General features: G+C 38.2%; 27 protein-coding genes. 3 read left to right on the top strand and 24 right to left on the bottom strand.

All coding sequences use genetic code 11. From position 1 onward, the window contains the following. Positions 1-45: 45 nt before the first annotated feature. The 5 genes from ADHAQ_RS24385 to dapF form a co-directional block, all read right to left on the bottom strand. Positions 46-2,319 (bottom strand): family 1 glycosylhydrolase, encoded by a 2,274-nt coding sequence (locus ADHAQ_RS24385; protein ID WP_071781086.1) that lies wholly within the window; start codon positions 2,317-2,319, stop codon positions 46-48. Then, positions 2,306-3,493: a UDP-galactopyranose mutase gene (gene glf, locus ADHAQ_RS28480; RefSeq protein WP_051359685.1), complete on the bottom strand. Its 1,188-nt coding sequence runs from the start codon at positions 3,491-3,493 to the stop codon at positions 2,306-2,308. The genes ADHAQ_RS24385 and glf overlap by 14 nt, the downstream gene beginning before the upstream one ends. A 57-nt stretch (positions 3,494-3,550) precedes the next feature. Beyond that, positions 3,551-4,804 (bottom strand): glycosyltransferase family 1 protein, encoded by a 1,254-nt coding sequence (locus ADHAQ_RS28485; RefSeq protein ID WP_245590567.1) that lies wholly within the window; start codon positions 4,802-4,804, stop codon positions 3,551-3,553. Positions 4,805-5,247: 443 nt separating this feature from the next. Then, positions 5,248-5,769: a GNAT family N-acetyltransferase gene (locus ADHAQ_RS0103095; protein WP_026461677.1), complete on the bottom strand. Its 522-nt coding sequence runs from the start codon at positions 5,767-5,769 to the stop codon at positions 5,248-5,250. A gap of 92 nt (positions 5,770-5,861) precedes the next feature. Next, complete coding sequence (gene dapF, locus ADHAQ_RS0103100; RefSeq protein WP_026461678.1) at positions 5,862-6,641, bottom strand: diaminopimelate epimerase; 780 nt, start codon at positions 6,639-6,641, stop codon at positions 5,862-5,864. 179 nt (positions 6,642-6,820) lie between these two features. Between dapF and ADHAQ_RS0103105 the strand changes: the two genes are divergently transcribed. Genes ADHAQ_RS0103105 through ADHAQ_RS0103115 form a run of 3 tightly spaced genes read left to right on the top strand, consistent with a single transcriptional unit; the run spans position 6,821 to position 9,764 of the window. Continuing rightward, positions 6,821-7,738, top strand: coding sequence for a class I SAM-dependent methyltransferase (locus tag ADHAQ_RS0103105; protein WP_026461679.1), 918 nt, complete (start codon positions 6,821-6,823; stop codon positions 7,736-7,738). Continuing rightward, on the top strand, positions 7,728-8,669 hold the full coding sequence (locus tag ADHAQ_RS0103110) for a Ppx/GppA phosphatase family protein (RefSeq protein WP_034256539.1): 942 nt from the start codon (positions 7,728-7,730) through the stop codon (positions 8,667-8,669). Before ADHAQ_RS0103105 ends, ADHAQ_RS0103110 begins: the two co-directional genes overlap by 11 nt. 33 nt (positions 8,670-8,702) lie before the next feature. Then, complete coding sequence (locus ADHAQ_RS0103115) at positions 8,703-9,764, top strand: Ldh family oxidoreductase (protein WP_026461681.1); 1,062 nt, start codon at positions 8,703-8,705, stop codon at positions 9,762-9,764. A gap of 274 nt (positions 9,765-10,038) precedes the next feature. Here the strand turns inward: ADHAQ_RS0103115 and ADHAQ_RS0103120 are convergent, their stop codons facing one another. The 19 genes from ADHAQ_RS0103120 to rpsN form a co-directional block, all read right to left on the bottom strand. Further along, positions 10,039-10,344, bottom strand: coding sequence for an FtsB family cell division protein (locus ADHAQ_RS0103120; RefSeq protein WP_026461682.1), 306 nt, complete (start codon positions 10,342-10,344; stop codon positions 10,039-10,041). An 83-nt stretch (positions 10,345-10,427) separates the two neighbouring features. Continuing rightward, entirely contained in the window at positions 10,428-11,705 is a 1,278-nt protein-coding gene (gene eno, locus ADHAQ_RS0103125; protein ID WP_026461683.1) for a phosphopyruvate hydratase, read from the bottom strand. 37 nt (positions 11,706-11,742) lie between these two features. Then, the gene (carA, locus tag ADHAQ_RS0103130; protein ID WP_026461684.1) at positions 11,743-12,855 is read right to left on the bottom strand and encodes a glutamine-hydrolyzing carbamoyl-phosphate synthase small subunit; all 1,113 of its coding nucleotides are present in this window, start codon (positions 12,853-12,855) and stop codon (positions 11,743-11,745) included. A 76-nt stretch (positions 12,856-12,931) separates the two neighbouring features. Next, on the bottom strand, positions 12,932-13,468 hold the full coding sequence (rplQ, locus tag ADHAQ_RS0103135) for a 50S ribosomal protein L17 (protein WP_026461685.1): 537 nt from the start codon (positions 13,466-13,468) through the stop codon (positions 12,932-12,934). Between the two features lie 67 nt (positions 13,469-13,535). Continuing rightward, positions 13,536-14,525: a DNA-directed RNA polymerase subunit alpha gene (locus ADHAQ_RS0103140; protein ID WP_026461686.1), complete on the bottom strand. Its 990-nt coding sequence runs from the start codon at positions 14,523-14,525 to the stop codon at positions 13,536-13,538. 40 nt (positions 14,526-14,565) lie between these two features. After that, positions 14,566-15,171, bottom strand: a complete 606-nt coding sequence (gene rpsD, locus ADHAQ_RS0103145; RefSeq protein WP_026461687.1) for a 30S ribosomal protein S4 — start codon at positions 15,169-15,171, stop codon at positions 14,566-14,568. A 61-nt stretch (positions 15,172-15,232) separates the two neighbouring features. Beyond that, a complete protein-coding gene (gene rpsK / locus ADHAQ_RS0103150; protein ID WP_026461688.1) occupies positions 15,233-15,625 on the bottom strand; it encodes a 30S ribosomal protein S11 in 393 nt (130 codons plus the stop codon). A gap of 8 nt (positions 15,626-15,633) precedes the next feature. Next, positions 15,634-16,011: a 30S ribosomal protein S13 gene (rpsM, locus tag ADHAQ_RS0103155; RefSeq protein WP_026461689.1), complete on the bottom strand. Its 378-nt coding sequence runs from the start codon at positions 16,009-16,011 to the stop codon at positions 15,634-15,636. An 8-nt stretch (positions 16,012-16,019) separates the two neighbouring features. Then, positions 16,020-16,136, bottom strand: coding sequence for a type B 50S ribosomal protein L36 (gene ykgO, locus ADHAQ_RS24400; RefSeq protein ID WP_034256541.1), 117 nt, complete (start codon positions 16,134-16,136; stop codon positions 16,020-16,022). A gap of 1 nt (position 16,137) precedes the next feature. Continuing rightward, entirely contained in the window at positions 16,138-16,356 is a 219-nt protein-coding gene (infA, locus tag ADHAQ_RS0103160; protein WP_026461690.1) for a translation initiation factor IF-1, read from the bottom strand. Positions 16,357-16,361: 5 nt separating this feature from the next. Continuing rightward, positions 16,362-17,129 carry a type I methionyl aminopeptidase gene (gene map / locus ADHAQ_RS0103165; protein ID WP_026461691.1) on the bottom strand — a complete coding sequence of 256 codons (768 nt, stop codon included), beginning with the start codon at positions 17,127-17,129 and terminating at the stop codon, positions 16,362-16,364. Between the two features lie 2 nt (positions 17,130-17,131). Next, positions 17,132-18,451: a preprotein translocase subunit SecY gene (gene secY, locus ADHAQ_RS0103170; RefSeq protein WP_026461692.1), complete on the bottom strand. Its 1,320-nt coding sequence runs from the start codon at positions 18,449-18,451 to the stop codon at positions 17,132-17,134. A 9-nt stretch (positions 18,452-18,460) separates the two neighbouring features. Then, complete coding sequence (gene rplO, locus ADHAQ_RS0103175; RefSeq protein WP_026461693.1) at positions 18,461-18,907, bottom strand: 50S ribosomal protein L15; 447 nt, start codon at positions 18,905-18,907, stop codon at positions 18,461-18,463. Positions 18,908-18,912: 5 nt separating this feature from the next. Next, the gene (rpmD, locus tag ADHAQ_RS0103180) at positions 18,913-19,089 is read right to left on the bottom strand and encodes a 50S ribosomal protein L30 (protein ID WP_026461694.1); all 177 of its coding nucleotides are present in this window, start codon (positions 19,087-19,089) and stop codon (positions 18,913-18,915) included. 6 nt (positions 19,090-19,095) lie between these two features. Continuing rightward, positions 19,096-19,614: a 30S ribosomal protein S5 gene (rpsE, locus tag ADHAQ_RS27790; RefSeq protein ID WP_026461695.1), complete on the bottom strand. Its 519-nt coding sequence runs from the start codon at positions 19,612-19,614 to the stop codon at positions 19,096-19,098. A gap of 3 nt (positions 19,615-19,617) precedes the next feature. After that, the gene (rplR, locus tag ADHAQ_RS27795; RefSeq protein WP_026461696.1) at positions 19,618-19,968 is read right to left on the bottom strand and encodes a 50S ribosomal protein L18; all 351 of its coding nucleotides are present in this window, start codon (positions 19,966-19,968) and stop codon (positions 19,618-19,620) included. Positions 19,969-19,976: 8 nt separating this feature from the next. After that, positions 19,977-20,531 (bottom strand): 50S ribosomal protein L6, encoded by a 555-nt coding sequence (rplF, locus tag ADHAQ_RS0103195; RefSeq protein ID WP_026461697.1) that lies wholly within the window; start codon positions 20,529-20,531, stop codon positions 19,977-19,979. A 13-nt stretch (positions 20,532-20,544) separates the two neighbouring features. Further along, entirely contained in the window at positions 20,545-20,943 is a 399-nt protein-coding gene (rpsH, locus tag ADHAQ_RS0103200) for a 30S ribosomal protein S8 (protein WP_026461698.1), read from the bottom strand. A gap of 85 nt (positions 20,944-21,028) precedes the next feature. After that, positions 21,029-21,298: a 30S ribosomal protein S14 gene (gene rpsN / locus ADHAQ_RS0103205; RefSeq protein WP_026461699.1), complete on the bottom strand. Its 270-nt coding sequence runs from the start codon at positions 21,296-21,298 to the stop codon at positions 21,029-21,031. Positions 21,299-21,301: the final 3 nt, after the last annotated feature.

A 21,301-nucleotide genomic window follows, 5' to 3' on the forward strand; every position in this document is an offset into this window, starting at 1 on the left:
CAAGTTGGTTTTCCTGCTTCCGGTTACTGATAAATCTACCTCTAACTATTTAGTACCTGCTCTGGCATTACTTGCTTTAAGGGCTGTATTTACCTGTTGCGTGTTTACATCTTTGCTTATGCGCTTATCTAATTGGTGCATGTTCAGCATAATTTCTTGTATACACCGGTAAAGAGCATCCTCCACAGTTGGCATCAAATCAGCCTTAGCGCTGGCTAAAACTGCATTTTTTGGCCGATATGCTGGCAAAGCTAAATTAGCCACGGAAACCTCTTGTAAATCGTAATTATCAATTTTCGCAATAGTTGCCGTTAATGCCGCCAGTTCAGACCAAGTATAATCCCCTTTATTGGTTAAATGCCAAATACCTTTTTCTTCATCTATAAGTAAATTCAAAGCAGTGTGCACCAAATCAGGAACATACGTCGGCGAAACACGAACATCACTGGCCGCGGCAAAAGTATTTCCTGACACAAAGGCACGGAGTGCCCGGTATACAAAATTATGTTCATCCCAAATTCCAAAAAGGGCACTTGTGCGAATTATTAATGCCTCTGGCAATAGCCTAAGCACCTCTTGTTCTGCCTGTAGCTTACTTTTACCGTAAATGCTACGTGGCGCTGGGTTATCTTCTTCGGTATAAGGCGCTTCTTTTAAACCATCAAATACCATATCGGAAGAAAAAGTTAACAACTTAAGATTATATTGCTTGCACTTTTCTGCCAGAATGGCCGGACCAACACTATTCTCCCGGTAACAGTTTTCTGAATCAGTTTCGGCATCATCTATCCGGATATAACCCCCAGTATTTACAATAGCCCAAGGCTTATACTTACTTATAGCCTCCTCCACTGCTTCCGGATTAGTTATATCTAAATCTGCTTTGCAAAGAAGTTTATAACTTAACCCCCTGATCTTACAGATGCGCTCGAATGCTTTACCTAACGCACCGGAAGCACTAGTAATTAAAATTGGCGGCACCCCATCTTTCTGATGATTTACTTGGTGCTTAAGAGAACTAATGTAGGTAAACTCTTCCTTTACATTATACTCATACCGTTCTTCCCGGTCCCACCACCCTTTAGTATCTAGTAAAGGATGTTTATATTCTCCGGTAAATGATAAACTTTTGAGCATAGGAGCCATAGCCGTTGCCCGAGGCTTACCACCTCGTAAATCGTAAATACCGTTTTCATAGAAATTCCGCTCCTGGGTTAGTAAAGAATTCCAATCATAAGAACCCAACAAAGCCCAAGCTGTTACTGAACGGCAATCTATACCTTGTTTTCTTAAGGAAGCTGTGGTATCCCAAATTTCCTTAAACCACCGCATTTGTTCTTCCCGGGTACAACAAATATGGGCTTCTGTAACGCTTATTGGTAATTGATACCTTTCCCAAGTTTGCTGCAATAAGCCTTTTATTCCAACCCGTTCCACGCCCCGAACACGAACTGTTTCCACGTCGGCATATTTATGCTTTCCGTTTGTGCCATGGGTGTGCAAAGGATAATTTACCAGATGCTCATCCAGAAACCGTTCGCTGGTAATATAATGGTTGATTCCAAATATATCCGGTGGCATTGGGTCGTTTACAAAAGACAGTAATTCTGCTTCTGAAGCGCCTGATTTTCTTAGATAATCCCAAAGTGCATGCACCCGGTTTACCTTTCCACATAATATATCAAACGATAACCAGCGGCGGGTATTTTCGAACTTTGCCTGGTAGGCTAATTTAGCGGTACTTTGGGTTTGTCCTAAATCTTCGGTTTGCACCAACTGAGCCTCCGGATTTATCTTCCGGATAGCTTTCATAGCTAAACGGGTTCCATGCAGTTCGTTTAGCAGGCATCTAATAAAGGTAGTATCATTTTGACCATGTGGATACCAAAAACCATATAAGCCACTAAAACGAGCAGTAGTAAGGGGCTCATTAACGGGTGTATAATATTTTACCCAGGGATAACGCTCGGCTACCATACCGGCATATTGGCCTAAACCTTCCGCAAAATTCTCACTAACTAAACTTGTATAGCGGGGTCCGCTGCCGTGATGAACAAAACCCACAATAGGCTCTATGTTCAGCTCACGCAAACGGTTCAGTCGTTCATCGGCCCAAGCCCAATCAGGCTTATCCAAACTTTGTGGGGCTACGTGCTCCCACAAAATTGGATACCGAAGTTTTTTTATGCCGATAGAAGCAAATAAATCTAAATCAGAAATTCTGGTTAAATGTCCGTTCCGGCTTATCTGATCAAAAAACTTATCTTCTACCCTATTATGACTGCTTTCTATCCCGCCCCATAGTTCAATGACTTCCATTGGTACTGATTTTGATGGCAGATCCGTTCAACGACTTTCCCTTCACAATCTTTTCAATTTCGGCAATCGTTTTATCTTCTTCAACCTTCTCGGTCAGCTTTTTGTAAAGAGTTAAAGCCTGGGCCACAACCTGGTCCATGTTATAATATTTATAAGTAGCCAAACGGCCTACAAAGTGTACACCCGGTGTCTGGTCAGCTATTTTTTTATACTTATTGTATAACTCAGCATTTTCAGGTTTTGGCACTGGATAATATGGGTCTCCTTCTGCTCTCGGAAACTCATAAACCACACTGGTTTTGGAATGTTTTTGTCCGGTTAACATCTTAAATTCCGTTACACGGGTATAAGCATGCTCATTCGGATAGTTTACTACCGCGGCTGGCAAGAAGCTTTCCGTATTTAAAGTTTCATGCTTAAACTCTAAAGAACGATATGGTAGCTTACCAAACTTATAGTCAAAATATTCATCAACTGGTCCGGTAAAGATCATTTCCTTATACTGAATTTCATTTATGATCTCTTTATAATCAGTATTCAGCATAACTTTAATGTTCGGATGGGAAAGCATATTTTCGAACATTTTGGTATATCCGTGCAACGGCATTGCCTGGAAAGTATCGGTAAAATACCGGTCGTCACGGTTTGTACGTGTTGGAACACGGGAAGTAACAGATTTATCTAATTCAGATGGATCCATTCCCCATTGTTTCCGGGTATAGTATTTAAAAAACTTTTCGTAAAGCTCACGTCCTACTTTACTTACTACTACATCTTCTGAGGTTTTAATTTCCGGCACTTTTTCCGCTACGGATTCAAAAAACTCTTCTAACTGAAAAGAAGTAAGGTTTAAGCCATATAATTTATTTATTGTATCTAGGTTGATAGGCATGGGTACTAATTGACCATCTACACTGGCTAACACCCGGTGTTCGTAGGAACGCCATTCTGTAAATTGAGATAAGTAATCAAAAACATCTTTAGAATTGGTGTGGAAAATATGCGGACCATATTTATGAACCAGTATGCCTTCTTCATTATAGTGATCATAGGCGTTTCCCGCAATATGCGAACGTTTGTCTATGATAAGTACTTTTTTATTTGATCTGGTGGCCAGACGCTCTGCCAACACACTACCGGCAAAACCAGCTCCTACAATAAGATAGTCAAACATATTCGTGCTATTATTAGTGAATTAATTCTTTAATTTATAATTAGTTAATAAATGGGTCTACGCCCGATCAGCCTTTTCGGTTAAAGCAATCTGCATTAGGCAAACCATATTCTGCCAGGTTGTATCCCAGGAAATTCCGCTCAGGTAATCATCCGTTTTAGCCAGCCATTCCGCATCATCCCGCTGGGCTAAGGCTTTTTCAATGGCTGCCACAAATGTTTCCGGCGTATCGGCAATGTGTACTAAATTTAATTCGCCATAAGGTCGTACCACGTCCTTAATAGAGGTTGAAACTACTGGCTTGCCAGCGGCTAAGTATTCGGGAGTCTTGGTAGGACTAATGTATTTGGTAGATTCATTTAATGCAAAAGGCAATAAAGCCACATCCCAGGTACTTAAATAAACTGGTAACTCTTTATAATTTTTACCACCCAGGTAATGGATATTCTCCGCCTGTGGCAACAAAGCCGGATCTATCTTTACAACCGGGCCAATAATTACAAAATGCCAATCAGGCCTTAAAGCGGAAATCCCCCGCAATAATTCTATATCAAAACGCTCGTCTACTACGCCATAAAAGCCAAACCGTGGATGCGGAATACTTTTTTGATCTTCCGGCTCCGGTAACCCCTGACGGGCCTGGGTAAAATGGGCTTTATCAATACTACTAGGGAAAGCGTAAACATCTTTATGATGATCTTTCTTCGCTTCATAAATGCTATGGCCGCCGGTAAATACCAGATCAGCTTTCTGGAACATTTCTGCTTCCAACTCACGCAATCTTGGGGGCGCTCCTTTAAAAGCTGATAATTCATCCATGCAGTCGTATACCGTTAAAGCGGGCTTTAACTGCCGGGTGATTTCCAGGGCCATAGGAGTATAATACCAGAAAATAAAGCGATCCAGACCTTTTTCAGCAAAAAACTGGTCTAATAAGGCAATTTGTTTTTCATCGGATTCCTGAGGCGTTAAACCATTAGGTAAATGAGCTACTACTATATTTATATTGCCTCCTTCGCGTGTAGTAACCTCCAGCCGGGGCTGGGCACCATCGTAGAAATAAGGCTCTTCAAAATAGTACAAATTAGCATGCTGGGCGAAACGAGTTAGTAAGTGTTGCGGACGCTGAAATACAAAATCCCACCGTAAATGCGACATACAAACGATGTCTGGTATATCAGATAAGAAAGCTTCTATTTTAGTTATTTTTGAATCCGTATTGTTTGTATCTAAACATCCAGACTCTGTATTATTCATTGCTTCTTTAGATAATAAATCTGTTTTACTATTATTTTGGTCGAACTTTAACATAGCTTTCTTAAGGTAATGAAAAACTTACTATACTAATTATTAATAAATTTTCAGGAATTGATGTAACAAAAACCAGTCAGGCATGTAGGTTTTGCTTACAGATGAATTGTACGGAAAAAACGAAAAAAGGCTGTAAAAAAAATAATTTTTGCTTTGGTTTTTTAATAATTATAAGTATAGAAACGCCTTTTTATAAGTATTTATACGGGAGGGATTAGAACGTCCTGTTCTATTTTTAAGAAATTAAATTTATAAAAAATATAAATTTTCTTATTTAACTAATTGTAATTCAGAAGTTATTCTTTCTGTTTCTTTCAAACATTTCTATTAAACCGCGCAGTTTCTTTATTTTTTTATATAATCCATCTCTTATACAAAATTTATAAGGCGTTGATTTAACGGCTCAAACTATTACACACGGCTAGTGTACTCCGTAGTAATTACTAATTGTTTAAAATTTTTTGCAATTCATATACTGCCAGCCAACCATTTACTGTTTTTATCCAGTCCTTCCGGACCCCTATAACTTTAAAATCAGCTTGTTTAAACAATTTTAAACTAGCCTCATTACTTACAGCGATAGTACAATAAACCTGATGGAGCAATAAATAATTATGGCAATAAGAGAGAAGTAGCGCTAAAGACTGGGAGGCAAAATGTTGTCGTCGGAATGTTGGTGCAATGGTTATGCCAATACCGGCGCGTAAATTTTTCGGATCAAAATCGAATAGATCAATAGCACCAACTGGCTCATGGTGTTGGCTACAAATAATAAGGCGTAGTTGCTTAATAGTATATATATCGTAAGCTGCCTGATCTATATATTGTTGGAGGGCTTCTTTAGAGTAAGGAGTGGTGGTATTGCTAACCTGCCAAACAGATACGTCATTTTCCAGGGTGTACAAAAAATTCAAATCTGAACTTTCTATTGCTCTCAGGTATAAAGTATCTGTTTCTAAAAACATAAAGCAGCTAATGGTCCATGGTTTCTATTTCGGCCTCTAAACTTATTTAAAAATTTTAAGCAGAATTACGAACCATGAACCAGAATTGTATTTTATATTGTAATTTTTCCTTCAAATACTAACTGAGCTGGGCCAGTTAAATAAATATCTGTTACTTTTTCCCCATCCCGGTTAAAAGAAACCTCTAATTTTCCGCCCAAAGTTTTAATTTTTACCGGGCTGGCCAATCCTTTGTAAGATGCCGCAATGGCAGTGGCGGTTACCCCGGTACCACAAGAAAAAGTTTCGTCCTCCACCCCTCGTTCATACGTCCGAACAAATAATTCATTTGTTTCAACGGGTAGCTCTGCAAAATTCACATTGGTACCTTCTGCCTGGAAACGGTCGTTGTACCTAATATTTTTACCTTTTTCGAATACATCGTAATTGGTCAGTTCCTCCACAAAAGATACATAATGAGGAGATCCCGTATTTAAATAATAGAAATCATCGCTGCACTCAATAGCTTGCACGTCGTTCATTTTAAGGGAAACTAAACCTTCATCAGATATAGTGGCATAATGATCGCCATCGGCGGCCAAGAAATAAGCTTTATCAGTAATTACCCCTAGCTGCTTAGCAAATTGCACGGTACAGCGCCCGCCATTTCCGCACATAGATCCCAACCGACCATCGGCATTAAAATAAACCATCTCAAAATCATAGCCTTCCCGGTTCTGCAACAAAATCAATCCATCCGCACCAATACCAATCCGTCGCTCGCATAAAAAATGTACCAGCTTTTGATTGGTTACATCAAAATGAAGATTCCGGTTATCAACCATAACAAAATCGTTAGCCGTACCCTGGTATTTATAAAAAGTTAATTCCATTTTATCTGTGCTCTTTGGCAATTTTTCTTTAATCTGCGTAACAGCATTTAATTACTATATTTGCGCCCGCAGCGTATAAACAACTGCAAAGATAATAATATTGCCGCTACATATATATTTAAAAACGGCAAAGCCTTATCTCAGCATATAACCAATAAATTTTACATATTATCAGGCTCATGTATTCTTTTCTTACTGTTAAAAATTGGGCAGATTATGAGCTACTGGATTCCGGTAACTTTGAAAAGCTGGAACGATTCGGACAATATATTTTAGCCCGGCCAGAGCCCCAAGCTATTTGGGATAAACATTTACCTGAATCGGAATGGTCGCGTTTGGCGCAGGCTGTTTTTAAAAAAGAAAAAGGCAGTTCTGAAAAAGGGCAATGGACTTTAAAAAAAGGAATGCCGGAGCAATGGGTTATTAATTACAAGTACCAGGACCTGCAATTACGTTTCCGATTGGGTTTATCTTCGTTTAAACATGTAGGCTTATTTCCGGAACAGGACCCCAATTGGAAGTTTATTTTTGACCATGCCCGGCAGTTAAAAACGCCGAAACCTAAAATTTTAAATATGTTTGCCTACACCGGCGCAGCTTCTTTAGCTGCCCGAGCCGCCGGAGCCGATGTAACGCATCTGGATTCGGTAAAAGTCGTAAATTATTGGGCACGCGAAAACATGGAAGCCAGTAATTTAGATAATATACGGTGGCTGGTAGAAGATGCGATGAAATATGCGCGCCGCGAAGTTAAAAGAGGCAATAAATACCAGGGACTTATCCTGGATCCGCCGGCTTATGGGCGTGGCCCAAACGGCGAAAAGTGGCAACTGGAAGATGAATTAAATGAATTAATTAAATTATGTGGTCAGTTGTTAGACCCAACCGACCATTTATTTCTTATAAACTTATATTCTTTAGGATTCTCCGCTTTTATTCTGGAAAACTTAATAAATCAGAATTTCACCTTAAAAGAAGATGGTTTCCGGGAATTTGGCGAATTATATTTATTAGATAAAGGCAAACGAAAATTACCATTAGGTACTTTTTTCCGTTTCAGTTCGGTAACTGACAAACAAAATCCAGATGGAAAATAAGAAAAAGCTGGCTTTAATTGACCTTGGCACCAATACCTTTCACCTGCTAATTGTAGAGGTAGATCAGGACAATCAAGTTGAAACTCTTGTAAAGATCAAAGAACCCGTTAAACTGGGTGAAGGAGGTATCAGTCATGGTGCTATTACGGATGCCGCCCGCGAACGGGCTCTTAAAACGCTAAAATCATTTAAAGCGCTGGTAGATGAGCACCAGGTAAACGTAGTAAGGGCATTAGCCACCAGTGCCATGCGTAATACGGCCAATGGGCCTGAACTGGTACAAGCTATTGCTGAAGAAACCGGGTTTGTAGTAGAAATTATTTCCGGCGATAAAGAAGCTGAATTAATTTATTATGGTGTTAAATCGGCTTTGGATTTAGGTACAGAAAAAAATCTGATTGTAGATATAGGAGGCGGCAGTGTAGAGTTCATTATTGCCGACAACCAACAAATCTATTGGAAAGAGAGCTATGAAATTGGTGCTCAACGCCTGTTAGATAAATTTTTTGTAACGGATCCAATTTCCGAAATAGCCATAGAAGCCGAAAAGCACTTTTTACAGGAACAATTAAGCTCTTTAACTAAGGCGGTAGAAGAATTTAAGCCTACGGTACTAATAGGATCCTCTGGTACCTTTGATACACTTTGCGATATTGATGCACAAAAGAATGGTATAGATCGCCAGCAGGATTGCTGCCCTGAATCTGATTTGTCCTTAGGCTGCTTTTACGAAATATATGAAGATATTATTCGTAAAAATAAAGCAGAACGGCTTGCCATACCGGGTATGCTGGAAATGCGGGTAGATATGATTGTAGTGGCGTCTGTACTGATTGATTATATTCTGGAGAATAACGACCTGCATAAAATCAGGGTGTCTTCTTATGCATTAAAAGAAGGCATGCTTAATCAAATACTTTCCCAAGCATAATTTAAATTTGGCCGGCAGGCCGGTATTCTTTTCATGTTTCCATACCAACAACTTTACCAGTTTACCAAGAATATTTTTCAAAGTATTGGCTGTTCTGATTCTGATGCCGCATTAGCCACAGATGTTTTATTAGCCGCAGACTTACGAGGCGTAGATTCCCATGGGGTAGCTCGCTTATCCGGTTATGTTCGCTTATGGGAGGCCAGACGCATTAATGCTACACCTAACATTCGGGTGGTACACGAAACCCCAAGTACCGCCGTAGTAGATGGCGATCGAGGTTTGGGTTTGGTAGTGGCCCCTAAAGCCATGGAGATTGTCATTGAGAAAGCAAAAATAGCTGGTACCGGCTGGGTTTCAGTACGAAACTCTAATCATTATGGCATTGCTGGTTATCATGCCATGCAGGCATTAGCCCATGACATGATTGGTATGGCCATGACAAATGCTAGCCCTTTGGTTGCCCCCACGCGTGCCGTTGAACGACTATTAGGTACAAATCCTATTGCCGTGGCCATACCGGCTAAAGAGCAACCTGCTTTTGTAGCTGATTTTGCTACCACCACAGCGGCTAACGGAAAGCTTGAAATACTGCAGCGGAAAAACTTGGAAGCTCCAGTTGGCTGGATACAGGATGCTACCGGCAAAAACTCCACCAATCCGCATGAGCTTAAGGATGGCGGCGCGTTATTGCCTTTAGGTGGCGAGACTGGCAGCCACAAAGGATATTGCCTGGGCTCTATTGTTGATATATTCTCTGCCGTACTATCAGGTGCCAATTATGGTCCCTGGGTTCCTCCTTTTGTAAGCTTTTTACCGCTTCCGGCCAATCCGGTAGGCGAAGGCATTGGTCACTTTTTAGGTGCTATGCGCGTAGATGCCTTTCGCCCCGCCGATGAATTTAAAGCCCATATGGATAACTGGATTTCAACTTTTCGGAATGCTAAAACCCGTGAAGGTGAAGAAGCTGTGTTAATTCCTGGAGATCCAGAACGGTTAATTTCAGCAAAAAGAATGGAAGAAGGTATTCCGCTATTAGATCCAGTAATCAAAGACCTGGAAGGATTGGGCCAAAAGTTTAATATTAGGCTATAAAAGTTTAATAAAAATTAGCATTTATAAAATCCTTTCCTGGTAGAAACCTTTTGAAAAGTACCAAGAAGTGATGCTCTACATGTGGTGCTTGCACCAGGAGGGAAAGCTCTAGAATCAAAGCCTTATTTAAACTGGAAGTGAAAACACGTTTTTATGTCAACAGAGTTTGGTTTATCAAATCCTAGAGGCAATAACCTGTATAAATGAAATTATTAGAAATTAAAAGAAAGAAGCCACTGACTATTCAGTGGCTTCTTTCTTTTAAGGAGTAAAATTATTTTTGTTTATCTTCCTGTTTCACAATAATGAATAAATCTTCAGCAGGCTTTTTCATTAAATATTTTTCTCGAGCATACTTTTCCAAGAGTTCCTGATTACTTAACAATTCCTCCCTGTCTTTCTTAACCTCAGAAATTTTTTGCAAGTAAAATTCTTTTTCCTCCTCTTTCTCGCTCAACTTCTTACTCATTTCATATTGCGTTATAAAATCGTTTGAATCAAAGAAAATCATCCAAACCAAAAATAACACAGTAAAAAGGAAATAAAAACTGCGAACAAACTTGGGAACACGTGCCAACATAAATAACAATTTCTCCAGACAACAAAGGCTGCGGAACTTACGGTTCCAGCAGCCCTTGAAAATACTTAAAATAAAAGTAATTACTACATTTTTTTCCCAGGGAAGTAAGCTAATTCGCCTAACTCCTCTTCAATGCGTAGTAACTGGTTGTATTTAGCCATCCGGTCAGAACGAGAAGCAGAACCAGTTTTAATTTGGCCTGTATTTAAGGCCACTGCTAAGTCAGCAATGGTATTATCTTCTGTTTCTCCGGAACGGTGCGACATGATGCTCTTATAACCGTTACGACGGCCTAAGTTGATTGCATTGATAGTTTCAGTTAATGAACCTATCTGGTTTACTTTAATTAGAATTGAATTGGCAATTTGTTGATCAATACCTTGTTGTAGACGGGTTACATTAGTAACAAATAAATCGTCACCTACTAATTGGGTAGTATTACCAATAGATTCTGTTAAGGCTTTCCAGCCAGCCCAATCATCTTCATCCATACCATCCTCAATAGAAACAATTGGATATTTTTTAGTCCACTCCGTCCAGTAAGAAACCATCTCATTAGAGGTTAATCTGTCACCGGTAGATTTCTTGAATACATACTGTCCGCTAGCCGAATCATAAAACTCAGAAGCAGCAGCATCCATGGCAATCATTACCTCGTCACCTGGCTTATAACCAGCCGTCTCAATAGCCTGCAATACTACTTTAATAGCTTCTTCATTAGACTTGATGTTAGGAGCAAAACCACCTTCATCACCTACGTTAGTAGATAAACCCTGCTTATGTAAAACGTTTTTCAGGTGATGGAAAATTTCAGTTCCCCAACGTAAAGCTTCTTTAAAAGAAGGAGCGCCAACTGGCATAATCATGAACTCCTGAAAATCAATTGAATTATCTGCATGGCTTCCACCATTCAGGATATTCATCATTGGAACTGGCAGCGTAGTTGCATTTACACCCCCTACATAACGGTAAAGCGGCATGTTTAATTCTTGTGCAGCCGCACGCGCTGCCGCTAAAGAAACACCCAGAATAGCATTAGCACCTAAGTTACCTTTATTGTGCGTACCATCCAGCTCGACCATTATTTTATCCAGCAAGCCTTGCTCAAATACACTGAAACCTACCAGTTCGTCAGCAATTTTATCATTTACATTTTTAACGGCATTCAACACACCTTTACCCATGTACTGAGACTTATCACCATCGCGTAATTCTACGGCCTCATGCTTACCTGTAGATGCACCTGATGGTACTGCAGCACGGCCAATAGTGCCATTTTCAGTTATTACATCAACTTCTACAGTAGGATTTCCTCTAGAATCAAATATTTGGCGGGCTTTTATGCTTCCTATTAAACTCATCTTTAGTTTTATTTAGTTAAGTATATGGATTTAAAATTTATTGATCTTCCTTCTTCGGCAACATCGACACAAATTCATCAAATAAGTATTCTGAATCATGTGGTCCTGGTGAAGATTCTGGATGGTATTGTACAGAGAATGCTTTCTTCCCTTTAACCCGGATACCTTCAATGGTACCGTCATTTAGGTTTATATGCGTTATCTCTATATTCTCATTATTCTTTACATGTTCGGCATCAACCGCAAAGCCATGGTTCTGTGAAGTAATTTCACATTTACCAGTAATTAAGTTTTTAACCGGATGATTTAAGCCACGGTGCCCATTATGCATTTTATAAGTTGGAATACCATTGGCTTGGGCTAAAATCTGATGACCCATACAAATTCCAAAAAGTGGTTTATCTTGTTCCAGCATTTTGGTAACGTTTTCTACTGCCTGAGTAGTAGCAGCCGGGTCTCCAGGTCCATTAGAAATAAAATAGCCATCTGGTCCCCATTGCTCCATCTCTTCATAACTGGTGTTGAAAGGAAACACTTTAACCTCACAACCCCGCTGCACGAAATTATTTAAGATGTTTTTCTTAACGCCTAAATCCAGAATAGCCACTTTGTATTTCTTATCTGGCGATTCTATGGAATATTCTTCTTTAGTACTTACTTGAGAAGCTAATTCTAACCCGTGCATAAGAGGAGTAGCATCTAATTTTTCCTGCAATAAGGCTAAATCAGAAATTTCTGAAGATATAACAGCATTCATAGCTCCTTTATCCCGAATATGTCTAACCAACTCGCGGGTATCTATTTCACAAATACCAATAATACCTGCCTTTTCGAAATACTCCTGCAGAGATCCTTCAGCTGATTTACGCGAAAAGAATTCAGAAAACTCTTTACACACTAAACCTTGAATCTGGACCTGATTTGATTCAACTTCTTTATCCAATACACCATAGTTACCAATGTGCGGAACAGTTGTAACTACAATTTGGCCGAAGTACGAAGGATCTGTAAAAATCTCTTGGTAACCTGTCATACCAGTATTAAAACATAGTTCACCTGAACTTGTACCTATACGACCCAGGCTTTTACCACGGTAAACTTTACCGTCAGCTAATAATAAAATTGCTTCTTTCAATTCAGTACCTTTCATTTCTAAGATTGTGCAAAAATAAAAAAAGGGATATGATAAATATCATACCCCTTTAAATAATTAAGATAATTTTTTATTATTCTGCATCTTTTGACTCAGTTGTATCAGCAGCAGCATCTGTAGAAGGTTCTTCAGCAGCTGGAGCTACATTAGTTTCTGCAGCTGGAGCAGCAGCATCAGCCTTCTTAGCACCACTCCGACGACGAGTTTTAGGTTTAGCAGCAGCCGTTGCGGTTGTTGTGCTTAACATATCCTCGTTGTAATCTACTAGTTCGATAATACACATATCAGCATTATCACCTAAACGATTACCAGTTTTTAAGATTCGGGTATAACCGCCCGGACGATTTGCAATTTTAGCTGCTACTTCATCAAAAAGAACTTTAACAGAATCTTTATTCTGAAGATAAGAGAAGATAGTTCTTCTGGAATGGGTAGTATCGTTTTTTGATTTGGTTAAAAGCGGCTCTACATATTTGCGTAAAGCTTTAGCTTTTGCTACCGTGGTGGTTACACGCTTATGTAAGATAAGCGATGAAGCCATGTTTGATAACATAGCTTTCCGGTGAGCTGACGTTCTACCTAAATGGTTAATTTTTTTACCGTGTCTCATTATTTTAATTGTGCACGTGCATACCGTCGATCAACCTTTCGGGATCGGGAATTATGCCGCTAAGTTACTAATCTTCGTCTAATTTGTATTTTGATAAATCCATTCCAAAGGTAAGACCTTTTTCCTGAACTAAGTTTTCCAATTCGGTTAATGATTTCTTTCCAAAATTCCGGAATTTCATCATATCCTGCATGTCTAATTGAACTAAGTCACCTAAAGTTCTAATATCAGCTGCTTTTAAACAGTTATAAGCACGTACTGAAAGATCCATGTCATTTAAGGGAGTTTTCAATATTTTGCGCATATGCAGCATTTCTTCATCTACAGCCTCTTCTTCTTCAGGTTTAGCTGTTTCAAAAGTCATTGTGTTATCCGAGAATAACATGAAATGCTGAATCAAAATATGAGCTGCTCCTTTCAATGCATCTTCCGGATGAATAGATCCATCGGTTGATATATCGATTAGAAGTTTTTCATAATCCGTTTTCTGTTCAACCCGCGTATTCTCAATGCTGTATTTTACATTTTTAATAGGCGTAAAAATAGCATCAATAGCAATTTGTCCAAATACCTGATCATTTGGTTTATTTTCCTCGGCAGGAACGTAACCTCTTCCTTTTTGAATGGTTAATTCAACTTCTAAGGAAATGCTGGTATCTAAATGGCAAATAATTAAATCAGGATTAAGAATTTGGAAGCCGTTAGTGAAGTTGTTAATATCGCCCGCAGTAAATGTTTCCTGATTCCGTATAGAAACAGTAATTTTATCTTCAACAGCATCACTAATTTTCTTAAACCGAACCATTTTCAGGTTCAGGATAATTTCAGATACGTCTTCTATCACACCTTCAATTGTAGAGAATTCGTGCAGAACACTAGGTATTCTAATGGATGTGATAGCGTAACCTTCCAAAGAAGAAAGTAAAATTCTTCTAAGCGCATTGCCAATAGTTACACCGTATCCTTTTTCAAGGGGTTTAAATTCAAATTGACCATTAAAGTCATCGGATTTCTCCATCACAACTTTCTCTGGCATTTGAAAGGCTAATATAGACATATTTGCTATTTTATCAGTTAAGGTATAAGAACTAGAACTATTACTTAGAGTAAAGCTCGACAATTAATTGTTCCTGAATTTTCTCAGGGATAAGGTCACGTTGTGGAGCAGAAATGAATTTACCTACCATTTCTTTACCATCCCACTCTAACCAGGAAAATTGACGGGCATTACGCGCAGATAAACTGGTTGTAATAGCTTCTAATGATTTGGATTTCTCACGTACTGCAACAGTTTGACCTGGCTTAAGGCTGTAAGAAGCAATGTTAACTACTTCTCCATCCACTAAGATATGTTTATGTAAAACCAACTGACGAGCAGCTCTTCTAGTTGGGGCAATACCTAAACGGTAAACTGTGTTATCTAAACGTGACTCTAATAAAGCTAACAAGTTTTCACCTGTAATACCACCTCTACGGTGTGCTTTATCAAATAAATTAGCGAATTGCTTTTCTAATACGCCATAAAGGTATTTAACCTTTTGTTTTTCCATTAACTGAACAGCGTATTCAGATTGTTTCTTTCTTCTTCCTCTTCCGTGCATCCCTGGAGGGTAAGCTTTTTTCTGTAAAGCCTTGCTTGCACCAAAGATAGGCTCGTTAAACCTTCTTGATATTTTTGTTTTAGGGCCAGTGTATCTTGCCATTTCCTATTAATATTTGAATAGAAAGCTTTCCCGTTTCCAGGAAAGCTTTAATTTACAATTTTTATACTCTTCTACGTTTTGGAGGTCTGCATCCATTGTGTGGTAAAGGCGTTACATCTTTAATAGTGGTAACTTCAATACCTGCATTTTGTACAGTACGAATAGCTGATTCTCTACCTGCACCAGGACCTTTAACAAACACTTCAGCTTTCCGCAAGCCTAATTCATGTGCCACTTTAGCACAATCAGAGGCGGCCATCTGAGCTGCGTAAGGAGTATTCTTTTTAGAACCTCTAAAGCCCATTTTACCAGCAGATGCCCAAGAAATAACCTGGCCATTGTTGTTGGTAATGGAAATAATGATGTTATTGAAAGAAGCTTTAATATGAACCTGACCTGTAGCTTCCACAACTACAACACGTTTCTTAGCTTTATCTTTTCTCTTTTGAGCCATTATATTAATTATTTAGTAGCCTTTTTCTTATTAGCAACTGTCTTACGTTTACCTTTACGGGTACGCGTATTGTTTTTAGTCCGCTGACCTCTCACAGGCAAGCCTTTACGATGACGTAAGCCACGGTAAGAACCAATGTCCATTAAGCGCTTAATGTGTAGTTGAACTTCAGAACGAAGAACACCTTCAGTTTTATGTTCCGCTGCAATTACTGAACGGATAGCACCAGCTTCTTCTTCAGTCCATTCATTAACTTTTTTATCTAAGCTAACGCCCGCTTTAGTTAAGATGGTTTGAGAAAGTTTGCGACCAATACCATAGATATAGGTCAAGGCTATCTCGCCTCTTTTTTTATCCGGAATATCTACTCCTGCTATTCTAGCCATATTATTAATTATCCTTGTCTTTGTTTATAACGTGGGTTCTTCTTGTTGATCACATAAAGTTTTCCTTTCCGACGGATAACTTTACAGTCAGCGCTTCTCTTTTTAACTGATGCTTTAACTTTCATTTTATTTATAACGGTATACTATTCTTCCTTTAGACAAATCATATGGCGACATTTCAATTTTTACTTTGTCTCCAGGTAAAATTTTAATATAATGCATTCTCATTTTACCTGAAATGTGAGAAATTACTTGATGTCCGTTTTCTAATTCAACACGAAACATCGCATTAGATAACGCCTCCACGATAGTTCCGTCTTGTTCTATAGAAGACTGTTTTGCCATATACTTTAAACTCGCTTTTCTATGTAATCAAAAGTTGTTAAAACTTCTGCTTTATCTTTCCTAATTACTACAGTATGCTCAAAATGAGCAGACGGTTTATTATCTCTAGTACGAATGGTCCAACCATCCGCTTCTTGTACTATATGTTTAGACCCAAGATTAACCATTGGTTCAATAGCCAACACTAAACCATTTTGAAGTTTTAATCCTTGTCCACGTTTTCCGTAGTTAGGAACCTCAGGAGCTTCGTGTAAGTTCCTTCCAATGCCATGTCCTACTAATTCTCTTACCACTGACATTCCTTCTTTTTCAACGAAGGTCTGAATTGTTGAAGAGAGGTCACCCATTCTATTTCCTACAGTTGCTTTTTCAATACCTAAATATAAAGAAGCTTTGGTAACCTCTAAAAGTTTAGCAACTGCCGGATCTACATTACCTACAGCATGTGTATAAGCACTATCAGTGTGGTATCCTTTATAAAATACGCCGCAGTCAATAGAAATAACATCTCCAGATTTAAGTTCGTATTCACCAGGAAATCCATGTACAACTACCGAATTGACTGATATACATAAACTAAATGGGAAGCCATTATATCCTTTAAAGGATGGCTTACCACCAAAATCATGTATAAATTCTTCCGCCCGTTTATCTAATGTTTTGGTTTTGACACCTTCATTAATTAACGAAGCGATTTCTCCGTGAGTTTGGCTAAGAATTTTTGCTCCCTCACGGAGAACTTCTATATCTTCTTCTGTTTTGTAAATAACCATTCTTATGAAGCCATGGCAATATTATTCTGAGACCGGCCTTTTAACTTGCCTGATTTCATCATACCATCATAGTGTTTCATTAGTAAATAACTTTCAACTTGGTTAATAGTATCTAAAACAACACCCACCATAATTATCAAAGAAGTACCGCCAAAGAAGGCCGAGAATTCTCTTGTTACACCTAAAAGCATAGCAATAGATGGTAGTATAGCAATAACTGCTAAGAATATGGCACCTGGTAAAGTAATTCTATCTAGAATTCCACCAATAAATTCTGAGGTAGCTAATCCTGGTTTAATACCTGGAATAAAACCACCACTTCTCTTTAAATCATTAGAAATTTGGTCCGGATTAACACTTATAGCTGTATAGAAATAGGTGAAAACCAAAATCAATAAACCAAACAACAGGTTATATTGCCAACTAGTGTAATCAGAAAAGGTAGTACCAATATAATTGGCCATATCACTTGTGTCACGCCAAATAGAAGCTATTAAAGAAGGCAAAAACATTAATGATTGAGCAAATATAATAGGCATAACACCAGCCGCATTAACTTTTAATGGAATGAATTGGCGCTGTCCACTATATTGAGTAGTACCTCCTACTTGTTTAGCATATTGAATAGGAATTCTTCTAATGGCTTGTGTTAGCATGACTACAGCCATTACCACAAAGTATAGAATAATTAATTCTAAAATAAATATTAAGGCACCATTTAACCTTTTAGATAAGGCTTCAGCAATAATAGCACCTGGTAACCTGGATGCTATACCTATCATAATTAACATAGATATACCATTGCCAATACCTTTGTCTGTTATTTTCTCCCCTAACCACATACAAAATACAGTACCTGCAGTTAAGATAAATATTGAAGAGATGGTAAACCAAAAAGGATCTACTACAATAGCTTCAGCATTTATAGTTTGAATAAAACCAAATGATTGAGCTGCCGTAATGGCAATAGTTAAAACACGGGTGTATTGGTTAATTTTCTTTCTGCCTGATTCCCCTTCTTTTTGCAATTTCTGAAAATAAGGAACTGCAATAGTTAAAAGTTGTAAAACAATAGAAGCAGAAATGTATGGCATTATACCTAATGCAAAAATAGAAGCATTACTAAATGCTCCTCCTAATAAGGTATCTAATAAACCAAAAATCCCTTGCGAGTTAGATTGTAATCGGTTAGGATCTACACCGGGTAAAACAACATAAGAACCTAAACGAAATATAGCAATAAAGCCTAAGGTATTCAAAATACGAATCCTTAGGTCTTCAATTGCGAAGATGTTCTTAAACGTTGTTATTAACTTCTTCATAAAAATAATTTATAGAGTAATTACTTTTCCTCCAGCTTTTTCTATTGAAGCTATAGCTGATTTAGAAAAGGCATGTGCATGTACTTCAACCTGGCTGGTTAATTCACCTCTGCCAAGTATCTTTACTCTATTATTTTTAGATATTAAACCGTGAGCTTTTAAGTAATTTAAATCAATAGTTTGAGCATTGTCTTTCTCTACTAAAGATTGTAAAACATCTAAATTAACTCCTGTAAATTCAACACGGTTGAAATTTTTGAAACCAAATTTAGGTACACGTCTTTGAAGTGGCATTTGACCACCTTCAAAACCTGTTTTCTGGCTATAACCAGAACGAGATTTAGCTCCTTTATGACCACGTGTGGAAGTTCCACCACGACCAGAACCTGTTCCTCTACCTATTCTTTTTCTATTTTTAACAGCTCCTTCAGCAGGCTGTAATGAACTCAGATTCATATTTACTATTTTTTAACTTCTACCAGATGTTGCACTTTCTGAACCATACCTTTAATCTGAGGAGTTTCTTCAACTGTAACAGATTTGTTAAGTTTACCCAAACCTAAAGCTTTCATTGTAAGCTTTTGTCTTTCTGGGCGGTCAATAATACTTTTTACTTGCTTAATAGTTATCTGTGCCATTTCCCCTTATCCGTTAAAAACTTTCTGTAAAGAAATTCCTCTTTGTTGTGCAACAGCTAATGGATCTCTCATTTTTGATAAAGCATCAAAAGTTGCTTTTACCACGTTATGAGGATTGGAAGAACCTTTAGATTTAGCTAAAACGTCTTTAATACCTGCACTTTCAAAAACGGCACGCATTGCACCTCCGGCTATTACACCTGTACCGGCAGCAGCTGGTTTTACTAACACAAAACCACCTGAAAATTTGCCTTCAATTGAATGAGGAACTGTATGATGGTAAATAGGAACTTTAACTAAGTTCTTTTTAGCATCATCAATACCTTTAGCAATAGCATCTGTTACTTCATTTGCTTTTCCTAAACCGTATCCTACTGTACCATTTCCATCACCAACTACAACGATAGCAGAAAAACTGAATCTTCTACCACCTTTTACTACTTTAGCTACACGCTTGATTGCCACAACTTTTTCTTTGAGGTCAATCTCACTCGCTTTTACAACACGTAAGTTATTCTGTGACATATATTAAAATTTAAGACCAGCTTCTCTGGCTCCTTCTGCTAATGATTTAACGCGACCATGATACAAGTAACCTGAACGGTCAAAAACTACTGACGTAATTCCTTGCTCTTGCGCTTTTGCAGCTAATTCTTTGCCAACCGTAGATGAAGCTTCCGCTTTACCAGTGCTACCTTCAACAACCTGTGCAGATGATACTGCCACTAATGTTTTGCCAGCTACATCATCAATTAATTGCGCATAAATATTTTTATTGCTGCGGAAAACTGATAAACGGGGACGTTCAGCTGTACCAGAAATCTTGCTTCTGATACTCTTTTTAATACGGTTTCTTCTTTCTGATTTATTTACTGCCATGACAGTTATTATTTAGAGGCTGTTTTACCAGCTTTTCTTCTGATTTCTTCACCAACAAAACGGATACCTTTACCCTTGTATGGTTCAACTTTCCGTAACGACCTAATCTTAGCAGCAATTTGCCCTAAAAGTTGTTTATCGTTACATTCTAAAGTAATTAAAGGAGCTTTACCTTTTTCAGTAACAGCAGTTGCTTTTACTTCCTGAGGTAAGGCAAGGAAAATATTATGAGAATAACCTAAAGCAAGTTCTAAAGTAGCTCCTGTAACAGTAGCCTTGTAACCTACCCCAACTAATTCTAATTGCTCTCTGAATCCTTCACTTACCCCTTTAATCATATTGTTGATTAGAGACCGGTATAAACCGTGCATGGCTTTGTGACGTTTTTGTTCTGTTGGTCTTTCAACTGATAAAGTGCCATCAACTTGGTTGATAATGATATCTCTATCTACCTGAGTAGATAAAGAACCTTTAGGCCCTTTTACAGTTACTAAATTTTCCTGGCTTAGGGTAACATCTACGTTAGCCGGCACAGTAATGGGTAATTTTCCTATACGTGACATAGTTTAAGTTCTCTTAATAAACGTAACACAAAACTTCACCACCAACATTAAGGGATTTTGCTTCTTTTTCAGTAACAACACCTTTGGAAGTTGAAAGAATAGCAATACCTAAACCATTTAATACCCGTGGTAAATTCTCAAAATGAGAGTATTTACGTAAACCAGGTTTGCTTACACGTTCCAGGTTAACAATAGCAGATTGCTTTGTGCTTGGATTATATTTAAGCGCAATCTTTATGGTACCTTGTACTGATGAGTCATCAAAGCGGTAGCTTTGGATATAACCTTTTTCATGCAGCACACGCGTAATCTCTTTTTTGATTTTACTTGCTGGAATTTCAACTATGCGGTGATTTGCTTTAATTGCATTTCTTAGCCTAGTTAAATAATCTGCTATTGGATCTGTATTCATTATGAATAAAATTTATTGGCTCCTTTTGTTAAAAGAGCCGCAAAGATACTAATTATTTTTTTATTTTAATAATCTACAGAAAAAATTACCAACTAGCTTTTGTTACACCTGGTATTTTACCTGCAGAAGCCAATTCACGGAACGTAACCCGGGAAATGCCGAATTTACGCATATATCCTCTTGGACGACCGTTTATTTTATCGCGGTTATGCAAACGTACCGGAGAAGCATTCTTCGGTAACTTATCTAAACCATCCCAATCACCAGCTGCTTTTAATGCTTTTCTTTTTTCAGCAAATTTAGCAACAAGTTTTTGTCTTTTTAATTCTCTAGCTTTAACTGATTCTTTAGCCATTGG

It is taken from the genome of Adhaeribacter aquaticus DSM 16391 (genome assembly GCF_000473365.1).
GTDB lineage: Bacteria > Bacteroidota > Bacteroidia > Cytophagales > Hymenobacteraceae > Adhaeribacter > Adhaeribacter aquaticus.